Below are 15,897 nucleotides of genomic sequence, written 5' to 3'. Positions count from 1 at the left end.
ACAACTTTTAAATCTTGACTTGCTGATTCTTCGGTAATAGCCGCGATATAATCATTAAATGTAGAATGTACAAAGGTGTAATCAGGATAGAGACGATTAGCCAAATCAATAGCGGTCGATAAATCCGTTTGAATCGTTGATGATCACAACCATTGAGCATTAACAAGTGTGTCGTTGATGCGAATGTTTCGAGATTCTCCAAGTGTTCATCAGTATGCTTTTGCTTTTTGTTCATCGGTTGGAATTTCATTTCCATTACAATACCAGTTAGCAAATAAAATCCCGGTGACTTCTGTTCCATCTGGTGACTGCCACTTCATCTCAGAATACGGTGATTCATAAGCACTTGCGTCAATGACCGCATTGTTAAAACCGGTTGGTTTCACCCCTCGACCAAAGGCGGCTGCTTTAATATCAGCTTGTTGCAAGATTTGCGGAGCTTGACCGATATTCCCAAATGAGTCAGGGAAATAACCAATTTTGCTGAGCCCTCCCCATTTTTTAGCATCACGCATCCCGTATTGTAAGTTACGCACATTCGCTTCACTGCTAGTTAAAAATTCATCTTGTAGAATATACCAAGGACCTACTTCGATTCTTCCAGCTTCAATTAACTTCTTAATTTGGTCACGTCTTTCTGGTCTAACTTGTAAATAGTCATCTAAAATAATGGTTTGACCATCTAAATGGAAACTTTTAAAGTTCGGATCTGCTTCTAATGTATCTAATAGTTGGTCCATCACTTCAATTAATAAGTAGTGATGCTGTTCATAAGGTAAATACCATTCCCGGTCCCAGTGGGTATGAGAAATGATATGTACCGTTTTCTTTTTATTCATGAGATTCCCTCCACTTTTGTATGTATAAGTAAAGGATGCGAGCACCCTTTACTTCTTTAATTAAAGGTGATTAAATACGTCTTAATTTCATAAGGGTTGATGCTGTCTTCAATCACAGATTGACTAATTACCTCTCCTACAGGTTCTTCCACTAAATTCACTTCTTGATATGAAGCGATCTTATATGGTGAAATCAATGAAATTCTACCTGATTTACCTTGATATTCATGAAGTCGAACAATCAATCCATCATGATCTTCTGCTTTTTTAACCGCATCAATCATCACATGGTCTGTTGGACAGTCAAATAGTTGTGTATGCGTATAGTTCGCTTGACCTTGTGTTAGCGTTAATGGATTATTAAGTGCCCATGCTTCCGTTACCGTGTCAGCTTCTCGCCAATCGCCGATATGTGGATATAAACTATAGACAAAGTGGTGGTCACCAAGATCACAATCAGGATCTGGATAGGTGGCGCCTTTTAATAACGACAACCGCATCACGTGATCTTTAATGTCATAACCGTATTTCGAATCGTTGAGTAGACTCACCCCATAACCAGCGTCAGATAAATCGGCCCATTGATGACCAACTGTTTCAAAACGAGCCCAATCCCAGCTCGTATTCCAGTGTGTTGGGCGTTTCACGTTACCAAATTGAATATCGTACGTCGCTTCTGTTTGACGCACATTCACTGGAAACGCAACTTTTAATAGCCGTTGACGTTCTTGCCAATGAACATCTGTCTTATAGTCAATGCGGGCTGAATCACGATAAACAATCATCGTCTGGTTAATGTCTGAATGGTTGTAGCGCCATGTGAATAACACCTTAGCACGCATTGGTGTCATCTCTACTAACTCGACTTTCTGTAAATCTGAGATCGTCTCAAATTTCTCTTGATAAAAGATATCAATATCCCACGCATCAAACATCAGTGGTTTATCTTCAAATACATGGAGCACATTACCGTTTTCATTTGGTTTCAATACGGATTTCTCCGCTCGTTTATCAAATAGCTTTGTTAAATGACCATGTTCATTCCACTCAATGTCGTAGTATGGCGTGCTTAACGTATGGTCTTTCATAACAAACGTTATATTCTGCTCGCTTGGCTGTGATTCAACTTCAGCATTAAAATAGATGCCCTTGTTTCCTAATGCAGGAATATCTGTCACTTTAACTAACCACTTATCTTCAAGCTTAATGGATTCAAGTGTGTTACCCGCTTTATCTGTCCAAGAACCATCCCCATCTAAATGATCTAGACATTCAACAAGTTCCTCCCGTTTTGTCGTTGAACTATTATAAATGGTATACGCATGTGAATCTTGACTTTGACGCACGTGTAAAACGTTGTCTATTTGCTGAATCGCAAGGGCCTCTGCCTCTTCATATTCAACTTTCGCATCTTCATACACTTCTTTAATAGAAGACCCTGGAATAATGTCATGGAATTGATTCCGAAGAATCGTTTTCCATCCTGCCGTTAAATCAGCAGTAGGATATTGATCAAAAGCCTTTGTTTCAACCGCTTCCCAGCCATTTAGCCACTCTGTATCACGGTATAATAACTCAAGTTTTCGGTTCATTTTTTTCATATACGCTTGTGAGGTGTAAGTCCCGCGGTGAAATTCTAAATAAAGTTCCCCGTCCCACGTATGCACATATTGATCTGTTTGATCGACCGTTTCATGTAGCTGATCAAAATAATCTTTTGCTTTAGCTGGTTTTATGTGCGGCAAGCCTGGCATTTTATCCATACTGCGTTGGATTTCAAGCATGTCCCGGTTAACTCCGCCTCCACCATCGCCATAGCCATAAGAAAGTAATAGATCTGTGTTCAATGGTTTGTCTTGATACTCTTTCCATGAGTCTTGTAAAATCTTTGGTTCCATATAGCCGTTATACGTGTAATAACGTGATTCTGGCCAAGGCTCAATGGTTGTAATAAAGTGAGTTAATACCTCACTGCCATCAATACCACGCCACTTAAAGGTATCGTGCGGCATGCGGTTGTATTGACTCCAACTAATTTTGGTCGTCATAAAGGTATCAATACCCGACTTTTTCAATATTTGTGGCAGCGCCCAGCTATAGCCAAACACATCCGGTAACCAAAGGTACGTACTTTCTTTCCCGAACTCTTCTTTTAAGAAGCGTTTTCCGACAAGAAATTGCCTAACAAGCGATTCACCAGACGGGATATTACAATCCGCTTCTAACCACATACCGCCATCTGCTTCCCATTTTCCATCCGTGATTCGCGCTTTGATTTTTTCATAAATCTCTGGATAATCTGTTTTAATATATTCATATAGTTGGGGCTGACTTTGCATAAATAAATATTCTGGGTAGTCTTCCATTAACTTTAAAACGGTTGAAAATGAGCGCGCTGATTTTTCACGTGTATGTTTTAATTGCCATAGCCAGGCCACGTCAATGTGGGTATGACCCACACTGTGATAAGTAACATCACTTTGTTTACCGATGTCTTGAAGCTCTTTTTCGAAAGATGCTTGCGCTGAGTAAATCGTTGCGTAAAATTCTTCTGAGCCTTTGTTTAACCAATTAATCTCTTTAAATGCTGTATTTAAAGCTGTCGTTAAACGGTGACGAACAGGATCATTGTCTTCAAGCGTTTTTATTGTTTCAAGCGCTGTCCAACTATCAAAATAAAATTGGTCAACTTTTTGATCAAGGTACGCAATCGCGGCGCGCTTAAGCTGAAATTCTTGGTCCCGTGGTTTTCCCCCACCTTCTAGTCCGCTCCATAAACGAAAATCTAGTTTCAACACATCACCAGCTACATCATTGAATAGTACTTCTTTATGATTGGAGTCAACGCCTTGATAAGGTTGATTATTTACAAATAATAGCGATTCAAAACCAGAGTTATTACCACCACCGGTTTGTCCAAAATCAAATAAACCAATCACGCGCTCGTTTTCCCACTCTTTTGGGACCGTAACCATTTGCGATAGCCACGCATAACAATCGCGACCTTTCCAGTGTTCACCTAAAGTGATGACACGCGTATCTTCTGTTTCTTCAACAGGGTATTGCCCAACCGCTTTCTCATGATCAATCGTGAACATCCATTCATTAATAGATGTTGTTCCTCGATAACGGTACTGACTTAATTCTTGAATACGACTGTTTAATTTATCAATCGTAAAAAACATTGGTCTTCCTCCTCTACTTAAATTAAAGGCTCGGCAAGCATTTACCGAGCCTTTAAAATGTTACTAATTAATTTTGAGCCCAGCGATCGTAAGCTTCTTGGTGAATCTGAACATATTCATCCACATTCATGCTTTCAATTGTAGCGACATAGTCACCCCAATTTGAGATTGGCTCAACACCTGTGATAAAACGTGCTTCCATTTGTTCAACATATGAGCTTAAATCTTGTTGAATCGTATTAACTGTCTTTTGTTCCTCATCTGTTAAATAAACGAGTGGGAATGGCGTCTCAGCAATCGGTGTAATTTTTTCTTCTGTTTCTGCTTGAATAAATAAATCAAAATCTGAACGCGGTTCACCTTCGACTAAACCACCAAGCATTGGCGGTGTAATACCGTATGTTGGTGTCAGTGTTGCGCGATACTCTTCTGGTGATTCAAAACCTTCTGGTGCCGGAAGTGGTGTGCGTGTACCATCATCATTTGCTTCCCATAGATAGCCTTCTGGCCCTTTATCAAAGAAGTCACGGCCTTCTTGTGAATACCAGTAATCAATCCAACGCATGGATGCTTCTGGATTTTCATTATATTTTGTGATTGAGAAAGTCCCTCGCACCATGCCAGGGTTTCCTGGTACGATACGTTCTTCTGACCATTCACTTGTTAAAGGATAAAACATTGGATCATTAAGTGCTTCTTCTTCTGTACGACCCGTTGTAAAGAATGAGAACCAGTCTGGGAATAAACCGAGACGGTTTTCCTGACCTTTCGCTTTCTTCTGTTCATCCGCTTGTGAGAACGTTTCTGGATCTAATAACTCTTCATCATATAGTTTTTTCATGAATTCTAAATATGCTTTATAGTTGTCTGTCATCGGTGCATAACGAACATCACCATTATGTTCTTCAATGCCCCATTCTTTCATACCAAAGGCAGCCATTAACCAAGCACGGCTACTGTTCATTTGAACATCTGTGAATGGAATCGTATCATCTTCACCTGTATTATTAGGGTCATCGTCTCTAAATCTTACTAATAAGTCATAGAATTCATCGACTGTCTTAGGTAATTCTTCCACACCTAAATTGTCTAACCACTCACCGTTGTACCAGAGTGGACCACGCGCCCATACAGCGGTCGGATGATTATTGATAAATGGCAACGAATAGATGTTACCATCTGGTGTTGTAATTGAACGTGCAATTTCTGGGTCTTCTTCCATTAACGCTTTGATATTTGGTGCATATTCATCAATCAGGTCGTTAAGCGGAAGTAATACCCCTTGACTACCGTAATCAACTTCCATACCAGGAGTTAAATTATCTGTACCTGCCCCTAGAATAATCCCCGGTAAATCTTGACTGGCGAATGCGAGGTTTAATCGTGTTTGAAAATCACTGACGGGTGGTGTTGTAAATTTAAAACTTATATTGGTCATTTCTTCATATTCCTGTAATGTCACCATGTTTTCCCATTCTTCAATACCTACACCAGGAGCCATGAGTGACAATTCGATTTTTTCGTCAACGATAGGGAAACCCTCTTTGTTTACTTCAACTTTTTCGCCGTTAGCGTCATTTCCATTACCTTCCGCATCAGATTGATCGTCTCCACATGCGACAAGGACACTTAAAAGAACAAACATCATTGACAAACTAAGTAAGAACTTTTTCATCTTAAAACCCTCCTATTTTTACTGTTCATTTGAAATATTATTCTCATACTACCATGATTTATTTCCGTCTCACCCCCTTACAGTTAAATCGTTCGGTGTTATTCTTTAATTGAACCAATCATGACACCTTTAACGAAATACTTTTGTAGGAACGGATAGACGATAATAATTGGCAAGGTGGACACAATCATGACACCATATTTAATGATGGCCGCGAGTTGTTGCTGACTGTGGATAAATTCAGCCATACCGCCTGTCATACTCACACTGTTAGACGACATCTCTTGTAGTACGAGAATCTCACGTAACACGAGTTGGAGTGGATAGAGACTTCTGTCGGCTAAATAAATCAAGGCGTTGAAATAACTATTCCAATGCCCTACACCATAGAATAAGGCCATAACAGCAATAATTGGCGCTGATAATGGGATAATGATTTTAACAAATAACTTAAAGTTACTTGCTCCATCAATCGTCGCTGCTTCTTCTAATCCTCTAGGAATCGTTGACTGGAAGAAGACACGTGTAATAATGATGTTCCACAGAGCTACCGCATTTGGTAAGACCATTGCCCATACTGTATCAATAAGACCTAAATTACGGACCACAAGATAAGTCGGGATAAGCCCCCCATCAATAAACATTGTTAAGACAAACATAAAGGTGAAAAATCTTCTGCCGTAAAAATCTTTTCTTGAAAGCGCATACGCCGTTGGCAATGTAAAGACGAGGTTAATAAACGTTCCAAATACCGTATAAAAAATCGTCATCATATACCCGCGCCAAATCGCTTCGTTCTGTAAAATAATCCGGTAACCTTCAAACGTTATGTCTTTTGGCCAAAGCCACATCTCGCCAGAGTTAACGGCGCTAGGATCACTGATTGACGCACTAATAATATAGATGAGCGGGTACAACACAACGAGTAAGGCAAATGTTAACGCGACATAGACAAAACCCATAAATACTTTATCTGCTTTTGTTTCATTAATTTTATTAAGATCCAACGTAATCCCTCCTTACCATAAACTTGTTTCGCTCGTTTTCTTCGCAATATGATTGACCGTGATTAACAGGGCGGCGTTAATGACTGCGTTAAACAATCCAATCGCTGCCGCAAAACTGTATTGAGCATCTAATAAACCAGCCTCATAAACAAAAGTAGCAATGACATTTGATGCTGACTTATTAAGTGGATTTTGAAGTAATAAGATTTTCTCAAAGCCCATCGCCATAATATTTCCAAGATTCATAATCAGGAGAATCGTCATTGTCGGAATAATCGTTGGGATATTAATGTAGAAAATCCGTTGTAAACGCGTCGCACCATCAATAATGGCCGCTTCATGTTGTTGAGGATCCACACCAGAAAGAGCAGATAAGTAAATAATCGTACCCCAACCTGTACTTTGCCATACACCAGAAAATACATAGACTGTTTTAAACCATTTTGGATCGGTCATAAACGGAATCGGTTCAAAACCTAGTAATTCAATAAAGCTATTGAGAATACCTGTTGTTGGTGATAGAAACGCGATAATCATACCAGCAATAACAACGACAGAGATAAAATGCGGTGCGTATGTAACCGTCTGAACCGTCCGCTTGTAAGCGCTATCCTTGATTTCGTTTAATAATAACGCCAGTATAATCGGTAAGGGAAAGCCGACCACTAACTCATAAATACTAATACCTAATGTATTTTTAATTAGATCCCAAAAATAATATGAATCAAAAAAGCGGATGAAATGATCGAATCCTACCCATTCACTACCTCCGAACTAATGACGGGACATAATCTTTAAAAGCAATTTGGATACCGTACATAGGAATATACTTAAAGATAATGAAGTATAAAACGGTTGGTAGAATAAATAAGTAGAGTTGCCAATTTTGAATAATCTTACGGTTTTTCTTTTTGGATGTTACACCCGGTACACCGGATATAGGTGGAGCCTGCTGTTTCATAATTTAACCTCCTACTTTTCAATTGTTTTGTTTTGCTACACCAAATGTAAGCGGATTCAACAATTGTTTCAATATGTCGAACTTATCCTTTTACCTCACGTCACTTGTGTTAGTGACTTTCCGATTAGATTTATCAAGCGTTTCACACGGTAAGCGTATGTATTTATTTCTTACTATGTATTTATTGAAAGCCTTTACAACAGGCGTTTTAACAACATAACTGTTTTAAGTACAAAACTAATAGCTAGAGGACAATAAATAACTTTTTTAACATATTGCCTCATATCTTCTTAAATTATAGAGTGAAGTTAGGTAAGTTAAATTGTCTAGAGGAGGCATAAATAATGGATAAAATAATTGGCATTGATATTGGTGGAACAAAAATAGCGATTGGTTTATTAAATACAAAAGGGACACTTTTAGCAAAGAAAATACTACCAACAGATCAAACCATCTCACCTGAAGCAATGGTTAAGGAAATCTATCAACACACCATTAAACTATTATCGGAAAATAGTACATCAAAAAAAGAAATCCTAGGCATAGGTATCGGAGCTCCTGGACCAATCGATACAAAAACAGGACAAATCACATCTCCCCCCAACCTGCCAGATTGGAGAAATATACCTGTTGTTGATATCTTTAAACAACACTTTCAATTACCGATCTATTTTGAAAATGACGCTAGTGCAGCTGCTCTTGCTGAAAAATGGTTAGGCGCAGGACAAGCAGAAACAGACTTTGTCTATATGACAATTAGTACAGGGATTGGGGCAGGTATCTATTCTAATAAGCAACTATTAACGGGTGCAAAAGGAAACGCCGGTGACATTGGTCATACGGTTATTGATCCGAGTTTTGGACAATGTGTGTGTGGTCAATTTGGTTGTCTAGAACATATTGCCTCAGGTACCGCTATCGCACGAGAAGGTAGTAAACTGATGGGTAAACAACTTTCTACATTAGATGTATTTTCTCTATATAAAGAAGGCGAGCCACAGATTGTTGACTACCTTAACCGTGTCTTTCAAACGCTAGGTGCTGCTTGCGTTTCCATGATTAACACGTTTGAACCAAATAAAATCATTATCGGCGGTGGTGTGTCTAGTGTAGGTGATTTGTTATTTGAACCGATTCGTGAGTATGTGCGTCATTATGCGCTAAACCCCGCTAACCGAAAGACGCCTATTGTTCCAGCAGAATTAAAACAAGACGCCGGCGTCATTGGCGCTGCGGCTCTCGTCTTAAGCAATAAGCTACTATTATAATCGTAACGGTCAAAAAGAGGAATTTAGATAACTTATTATAGAAATGGAGTGAAGAAGATGACACATTATACATTCCCTGACCATTTTTTATGGGGAGCAGCGGCATCAGCCACACAGACAGAAGGGACGGTACCTGGAGACGGAAAAGGAGAAAATATTTGGGATTATTGGTTTAAAGAAAAGCCTCATCTTTTTTATCAACAAATAGGGCCTGGTAAAGCATCGGACTTTTACCAACAATACGAAACAGATATCACATTAATGAAAACGCTTAATTTCAATTCGTTCCGCACGTCTCTTTCTTGGTCACGCCTCTTACCTAATGGAAAGACTCTTAACCAAGAAGCGGTAACATTTTATAATAACATGATCAATGAAATGATCAAACAAGGCATTGAGCCAATCATCAATCTATTTCACTTTGATATGCCGATGTATTTACAAGATAACGGGGGCTGGGAGAACCCAGACATTATCGAGGCATTTCGTTATTACGCCCAAACAGCTTTTCAGTTATTTGGTGACCGAGTTAAGCGCTGGACAACTTTCAATGAACCGATTGTGCCTGTTGAAATGGGATATTTGAATACGTATCATTATCCTGCAGTTATTGATATGAAGCGCGCCGTAACTGTAGCTTATCATTCCATGCTTTCGAGTGCGAAAGCAATAGAAGCCTTTAAACTCGAAAAAATAGGCGGAGAGATTGGGATTATTTTAAACTTAACGCCCTCTTACCCTAGAAGTGATGATAAAGAGGATCAACAAGGGGCTTATTTAGCGGATCTTTTTTATAATCGTAGCTTCTTAGACCCCTCCGTTCTAGGCTATTATCCAGGAGACTTATTGACGCTTTTAGATACTTATCACCTCTTACCAGAAAGGATAACGGGCGATACAACACTTCTTAAAGCAAATACGGTTGACTTTTTAGGGGTCAATTACTATCAACCACGACGGATAAAACAATCTGAAGCACCTATTGATGATAAAAACATCACACCTGAATCATTCTTTAGCTATTACCAAGATCCTAATCGACGGATGAATCCTTATCGTGGATGGGAAATATATGAGCGCGGCTTATATGATATTGCCATGCGGATAAAAGCAGATTATCAAAATATCCCTTGGTATGTATCAGAAAACGGCATGGGTGTATCAGATGAAGAGCGCTTTATGGACAAGGACGGTGTGATCCAAGATGATTACCGCATTGACTTCTATCAAGAACACTTAAAGTGGTTGCACTTAGCGATTGAAGAAGGCGCGAATTGTTTTGGGTTTCATGCATGGACCTTTATTGATAACTGGTCATGGCTAAACGCTTATAAAAACCGTTACGGTTTTTACCGTCTCGATTTAGATACGCAAGAGAGAACGGTAAAAAAGAGTGGGCAATGGTTCAGTCAAGTCGCACAAAGCAATGGATTTAGTCATGATGATTAATATACTCGCCATTGATATTGGGGGAACGCACATTAAACACGGACTTGTAGATGAAATAGGTACCATCTCTACAATGAATACATCTACAACACCTACTGATTTCAAAGGATTTATTGAACACCTAACGACATTAAAAGAACAGTTTCAAGATATCCCATTAACTAGCATCGCCATTAGCAGCCCCGGTCTACCGCAACCTGACGGTACCATTGGAGCAGAAAGTGCTGTCCCTTATTTGCATCAACATAATATTAAACAGGCGGTTGAAAAGATCTTTCACTTGCCCGTTGTTATTGAAAATGATGCAAACTGTGCAGCCCTAGCAGAAGTATGGACAGGTAAAGCGAAATCAATCGACAATGCGGCGGTATTGATTATCGGGACTGGCATTGGTGGCGCGTTGATTCAGAATCGAACACTCCACCGAGGCGCTGATCAACATGCCGGCGACTTCGGTTATATGTTACTACCCAATCGAGAGAATGGCGGTTATTCTGTCTTTAGTCGGCTTGCTTCTACGGGATCTATCATTAGGCGAGTAGCTGATAAAAAAGCGATGTCTAAAAATGATTGGACCGGTGAAAAAGTGTTCAATTCAGCTGAAGAAGGCGATATTATTTGCCAAGAGGCGATTCATCAATTCTACACGATGCTTGGACTAGGTATCTTTAATATCCAGTATGTTTACAATCCTGATGTTATCTTAATCGGCGGCGGCATTAGTACAAGACCCACTTTGCTTGATGAACTTAATCAACACTTACATCAACTACAACAAGAAGTGGAAGAAACATTGATTATACCTAAAGTAGATATTTGTGATCATAAAAGTCATGCCAATCTTATCGGTGCTGCTTATTGTTATTTTCAAAGCATAAAAGCATCAAATAACTAACAGTCAAATAATTAAACTATAATAAATAGAAAGCGTGTCACTGTTGTGACACGCTTTCTATTTATCTTTATACATCTCATAGTCTATACTAAGTCATTTTTTTCATCCTTTAAATATTATCTGCTAAGGTCGCTGAATGATTTTAAATGACTCTTCTGCATCTCTCGCAATCATTAATAATGCTAAACCTAATACACAGAAAAACACCCCAACAAGGATGAAGATCGTCTGGCTCAGGCTGTCTACCATTAATTGTTGTAAATTAAAAATGAATAAGAAAATAGAAATAAAGGTAGAACCAAAACAGATATACGCTAATTTACGTGTTCTTTCAAAACGAATCATTTGCTCTCTCCTTTTCGTATGAGTGAAAATAATACTGCTTTTTCTTTTCTTCTTCCATTATATCACCATTTATAACAAATTATCATGGAGTGGGTAACCTGTCTTTGTTACTTCAATCATTCGCTGTTTCATTAACACATGCAAGCATCAAAAAAGCCATATCAATTGACATGGCTTTTTTGGTCTTATTCATCTTCTTGGATTCATTAACGATGATTGTTTTTGTTCTGATCTTCATCTAAAAACTTATCTAGTGATGAAAAATCCTCTTCTTCACCAAACTCTGTTCCGTAATTTAATTTACCTCGATGACGCATCGGCGTCTTTTCTTCTTGGTGTTCTTCATCCCAGTCTCTAAATAAGATGGATAAACAGACAAGGCCACTCAGACCTACCAAGCTATACACAATACGCGCAAGTAGTGTACCTTGACCACCAAAAATAGCCGCCACTAAATCGAAGTTAAAGAAACCTATTAATCCCCAGTTGATCGCCCCGATAATGACAAGGGTTAAAGCGAATTTTTGAAACGTTCTCATTTTACTACTCCTCCTTTTGATTGACTCATGGAAGTAGTATGGACAAAATCCCTCTTCTTCATGCATAATTTATTTTTTTTAAACGGCACATGTGAATGATGACTTTTTGTGCACATGATTCTATCATTTACCATTTGTGAGTCAACATTTGAGCCAGATGCTCTGCTGCTAATACACCTGATATAAAAGCACTTTCTAACCTTGTATGTGTTGCGGGATCTTCATTAGATAAAAAAGCATCTCCAGCTAGAATAACGCGGTTATCACGTGACATTTCAAGGTAAGGTTCTTTTAAAAATTGTACCGCTTCAGCATACCGCCATCTTTTCAACTGTTGGGACAGAATTGATTGACGATCAAAATAATCTTTCGATAAGTTAATCATATGATTTAAAACATGCTCACTCGTTTCATCATTATATTCTTTGCTCCACTGACCAGTCATATACACGCTTACAGTTCGTTCATCAGAGATACCTTTTTTGTAGTGATCAACGATTCTCATCATACCCTCTGGCAAGCCTTGATCTAAGTGACCATTTTCAGGTAGTTCCGGTTTATCTGAGAGTTTAAACAGACCTACGAAACAAGGATTAAACGTAATGTGTTTAAGTTTTTCCATTTCCGTTTCATTAATTTCTATCTTACTATTGATTAACAACGCTTCTGCTTGAGGTGCTGGAATAGTAAGAATGATGGTTTTTGTTTTAATTTCTTCACCCGTTGTTGAACGTACAATATAGCCATCACGCTGCTGTTCAATTTGACTAATTTCTGTCTTTAGCTGAACAGGTAAATCTTTTGCGAGTGTTTTCGCTAGAGCATTCATTCCACCTGGACTCATATAACGTGGATGGCTCTCACCAAACCACCGCTTAACAAAACCTTGTTTCAGCCATTGATCAACTTCGGAATGAAATCGTTCGTTTCGTACAGTAAAAAACTGTGCCCCATGATCGACTTTCCCACTATCTATGCGTCTTGTCGCCATACGACCACCCACACTTTTCCCCTTATCAATCAGTAATACTTCATATCCTTTATCTTTTAACGTACGGGCAGACATAATCCCTGTTAAACCTGCCCCAACAATCACTGTAGTAATATATCTCATCTTTTAAACAGCTCCTTTTCAGTAAATGACACTCAAGTAAGACAAAAGTGAGTGTCTCTCATGTTTCTTAGTTCGTTGAAAAATCTAAATAATATTTATATTTTTTCCCAACATAATAACATTCTGTGTACTCAGAAAAACCATTAGTTAAATCTGTAGTAAACCTAACACGCTTTAATATTGGTTCGGGTTTTGTTAATTTTAATAATGTTTGAATTTCTTTATTAGAAAGTATCGCTTCGACATATTCAACTTGTTGTGTTGGGAATATGTTAAAGCTATTTAAATACTCATAAAATGATCCGTAATAGTCTTTAGATTCTAATGAAAAGTAAGCTTGATAAGGTACATAAGTCACAAAATATGCTAAAAAATCTTTATCAGATCCCCGAATACGTTTCAACATTAAAACTTCCTCACCCGGATTAATTTTTAAATATTTTGCAACCTGATAATCGGCTGTGACTTTTTTGACTTCTGCGTGAATAGTTGACGCAACTTTTCCCTGCTCGCGCATTTCTCTAGTAAAACTTTTAATCATCGTCATATGATTCGTTTTTTCAGGTGAGTAGTGATTAACAAATGTACCTTTAGCTTTTTTTCGAACTAACAGATTTTCACGAACAAGTTCTTCAACAGCCTTACGGATTGTTATACGACTGACGTGGTACATATCACATAAATCCATTTCTGTTGGAATGCGTTGACCTTCGGTCCATTTCTCCGTACGAATATTCTCTCTTAAGTCGTTAGCAATTTGCGCATAAAGTGGTTGTGATTTTTTATCATTTATCATGAATTATCGCTCCTTTTGTTCTAATGATATAACAATATCACAAAAACATTGATTTAAAAGGGTTTAAAATAAACAAAATAGACAAAGTAATCATGATATAATTTATTAAACCTATATAAGGAGTGTTATATCAATGAATTATAATTGTCGCCCTTCCGTAAATATTAAAAATCAAATTACAGCGTATATAAATTATACTGCCATTGTTCAACAATTAAAGCAAGAAATAACGCATAAACGTATTAATGTCATAACAATAGAAAATTATCCGATAGTAGACGAGCAAGAAATCAAGAATTCACTCATTAATAAGCTACAGCCAGATTTAATTATCCATACAGATGAGATCCTTATTGAACAGATGCAAATAGATGAAATGATTGCTCACAATTTAACCGATGACCGTATTTTTGGTGTGATGAGTCATCACGCATTATCAGATTTTATCAATCAGGACAAACACCAAGCTGTGCAAGAAAAAATTAATGCTGTCATAGCATCGAATGGATTAGTTGTTGTTTACGGTGTTGGCGCAAGTCTTGTTACAATATCTGATTTATTGGTCTATGCCGATCTGTCACGGTGGGAAATCCAACAGCGCTATCGTTCAGGTGCTTTTAGCAATTGGCGCGCCAATAATGCTGGGGAAGATCCAAATCGCATGTTAAAAAGAGGCTATTTCTTTGAATGGCGTGTAGCAGATAAACAAAAAAAATATGTCTTACCAAAATCGGCATACGTCTTAGATACTCATCATAAAGGAGTCCCCGTCATGATTCGAACAGATGATTACTTAGCCGGATTAAAAGAAGTTTCAAAACAACCCTTTTCACTCGTACCATTCTTTGACTCAGGTGTATGGGGTGGCCATTGGATGCAGGACACTTTTAATTTAGAAAGAGATAAAGTCAACCTTGCTTGGAGTTTTAATGGCGTTCCAGAAGAGAATAGTTTGTTACTGAACTTTAATGGCATTGAATTTGAATCACCTGGAAGCAACTTGTTATTTTTTTATGGTGAAGATATTTTAGGAAGCCGGGTCTTTGGAAAATTTGGAGAAGAGTTTCCGATACGTTTTAATTTCCTAGATACTGTTGGCGGACAAAACTTAAGTTTACAAGTCCATCCGAAATTAAGTTATCTACAAGACACGTTTGGTTCGCATTATACACAAGATGAGAGTTACTACATTTTGCATGCAGATCGTGATGATGCTCACGTTTATTTAGGCTTTAATAAAGGGGTTGAGAAACAAGAATTAATGAGTGCCTTAAGACGGGCGGAATCCGGTGATGAGGTTTTTGATGATAAAAAGTACATTTATCAACATAAAATAAAGAAACATGATCATTATTTAATTCCAGCTGGTACCATTCACTCAAGTGGTGCTGATTGCGTGGTACTAGAAATCAGTTCCACACCTAATCGTTTTACATTTAAATTATGGGATTGGGGACGTGTAGATTTAGATGGAAAACCACGTACCGTTCATTTATACCATGGTGAACCTAACTTAGATATGCGCCGAGATGAAGATTGGGTCAAGAAAGAGTTGGTTAATCAATTCATAGTGGTTGATGAAGGTGAAGTGGATAGAAGAAAAAACAGGTTTACATGAGATGGAGTTTATCGAGACAAGACGACACACGTTTAATTCACCTGTGATTCACGACAATCATAATAGTGTGAATGTCTTCAACTTAGTTGAAGGGGAAGAAGTAACGGTAGAAAGTTAGATCAATCATTTGAAACGTTTGTCGTTCATTATGCGCAAACCGTTATCATACCAGAAAGCGTTAAAAAATATAAGATTTCTCCTAGTGG

General features: G+C 38.1%; 13 protein-coding genes and 1 pseudogene. 5 read left to right on the top strand and 9 right to left on the bottom strand.

Annotated features, from left to right (window positions below; all coding sequences use genetic code 11):
• Positions 1-209 precede the first annotated feature (209 nt).
• The 5 genes and pseudogenes from JCM19043_RS18605 to JCM19043_RS04005 form a co-directional block, all read right to left on the bottom strand.
• Positions 210-839 carry a hypothetical protein gene (locus JCM19043_RS18605; protein ID WP_369813750.1) on the bottom strand — a complete coding sequence of 210 codons (630 nt, stop codon included), beginning with the start codon at positions 837-839 and terminating at the stop codon, positions 210-212.
• Positions 840-895: 56 nt separating this feature from the next.
• Complete coding sequence (locus JCM19043_RS04020; protein WP_062320202.1) at positions 896-4,024, bottom strand: alpha-mannosidase; 3,129 nt, start codon at positions 4,022-4,024, stop codon at positions 896-898.
• A 67-nt stretch (positions 4,025-4,091) separates the two neighbouring features.
• Positions 4,092-5,699 carry an extracellular solute-binding protein gene (locus JCM19043_RS04015; protein WP_062320200.1) on the bottom strand — a complete coding sequence of 536 codons (1,608 nt, stop codon included), beginning with the start codon at positions 5,697-5,699 and terminating at the stop codon, positions 4,092-4,094.
• A 98-nt stretch (positions 5,700-5,797) separates the two neighbouring features.
• Positions 5,798-6,706 (bottom strand): carbohydrate ABC transporter permease, encoded by a 909-nt coding sequence (locus JCM19043_RS04010; RefSeq protein ID WP_231631384.1) that lies wholly within the window; start codon positions 6,704-6,706, stop codon positions 5,798-5,800.
• A 12-nt stretch (positions 6,707-6,718) separates the two neighbouring features.
• Positions 6,719-7,667: pseudogene (locus JCM19043_RS04005) on the bottom strand (ABC transporter permease).
• Positions 7,668-8,011: 344 nt separating this feature from the next.
• Here JCM19043_RS04005 and JCM19043_RS04000 point away from each other — a divergent pair.
• Genes JCM19043_RS04000 through JCM19043_RS03990 form a run of 3 tightly spaced genes read left to right on the top strand, consistent with a single transcriptional unit; the run spans position 8,012 to position 11,279 of the window.
• Positions 8,012-8,935, top strand: a complete 924-nt coding sequence (locus JCM19043_RS04000; protein WP_062320198.1) for an ROK family protein — start codon at positions 8,012-8,014, stop codon at positions 8,933-8,935.
• A gap of 57 nt (positions 8,936-8,992) precedes the next feature.
• A complete protein-coding gene (locus JCM19043_RS03995; RefSeq protein ID WP_062320196.1) occupies positions 8,993-10,384 on the top strand; it encodes a glycoside hydrolase family 1 protein in 1,392 nt (463 codons plus the stop codon).
• Complete coding sequence (locus tag JCM19043_RS03990; protein ID WP_082394399.1) at positions 10,362-11,279, top strand: ROK family protein; 918 nt, start codon at positions 10,362-10,364, stop codon at positions 11,277-11,279. The genes JCM19043_RS03995 and JCM19043_RS03990 overlap by 23 nt, the downstream gene beginning before the upstream one ends.
• 123 nt (positions 11,280-11,402) lie before the next feature.
• Here JCM19043_RS03990 and JCM19043_RS03985 read toward each other — a convergent pair whose 3' ends face one another.
• From JCM19043_RS03985 to JCM19043_RS03970, 4 genes are all read right to left on the bottom strand, one after another.
• Positions 11,403-11,624 (bottom strand): hypothetical protein, encoded by a 222-nt coding sequence (locus JCM19043_RS03985; protein ID WP_062320194.1) that lies wholly within the window; start codon positions 11,622-11,624, stop codon positions 11,403-11,405.
• 206 nt (positions 11,625-11,830) lie between these two features.
• Positions 11,831-12,163: a DUF378 domain-containing protein gene (locus JCM19043_RS03980; protein WP_062320192.1), complete on the bottom strand. Its 333-nt coding sequence runs from the start codon at positions 12,161-12,163 to the stop codon at positions 11,831-11,833.
• 127 nt (positions 12,164-12,290) lie between these two features.
• The gene (locus JCM19043_RS03975; RefSeq protein ID WP_062320190.1) at positions 12,291-13,277 is read right to left on the bottom strand and encodes an NAD(P)/FAD-dependent oxidoreductase; all 987 of its coding nucleotides are present in this window, start codon (positions 13,275-13,277) and stop codon (positions 12,291-12,293) included.
• 67 nt (positions 13,278-13,344) lie between these two features.
• Positions 13,345-14,073, bottom strand: coding sequence for a GntR family transcriptional regulator (locus JCM19043_RS03970; protein ID WP_062320188.1), 729 nt, complete (start codon positions 14,071-14,073; stop codon positions 13,345-13,347).
• A 133-nt stretch (positions 14,074-14,206) separates the two neighbouring features.
• On the opposite strand from JCM19043_RS03970, the gene JCM19043_RS03965 reads away from it, so the two are divergent.
• Together JCM19043_RS03965 and JCM19043_RS16265 are read left to right on the top strand one after the other, a co-directional pair.
• A complete protein-coding gene (locus tag JCM19043_RS03965; protein ID WP_156321329.1) occupies positions 14,207-15,691 on the top strand; it encodes a class I mannose-6-phosphate isomerase in 1,485 nt (494 codons plus the stop codon).
• On the top strand, positions 15,651-15,809 hold the full coding sequence (locus JCM19043_RS16265) for a hypothetical protein (RefSeq protein ID WP_156321328.1): 159 nt from the start codon (positions 15,651-15,653) through the stop codon (positions 15,807-15,809). The genes JCM19043_RS03965 and JCM19043_RS16265 overlap by 41 nt, the downstream gene beginning before the upstream one ends.
• The last annotated feature ends 88 nt before the right edge of the window (positions 15,810-15,897 follow it).

It is taken from the genome of Halolactibacillus sp. JCM 19043, assembly GCF_001310395.1.
Lineage (GTDB): Bacteria > Bacillota > Bacilli > Bacillales > Amphibacillaceae > Halolactibacillus > Halolactibacillus miurensis.
Note: the sequence above shows the minus strand (reverse complement) of the source record. Positions and strands in the feature narration are given on the sequence as shown.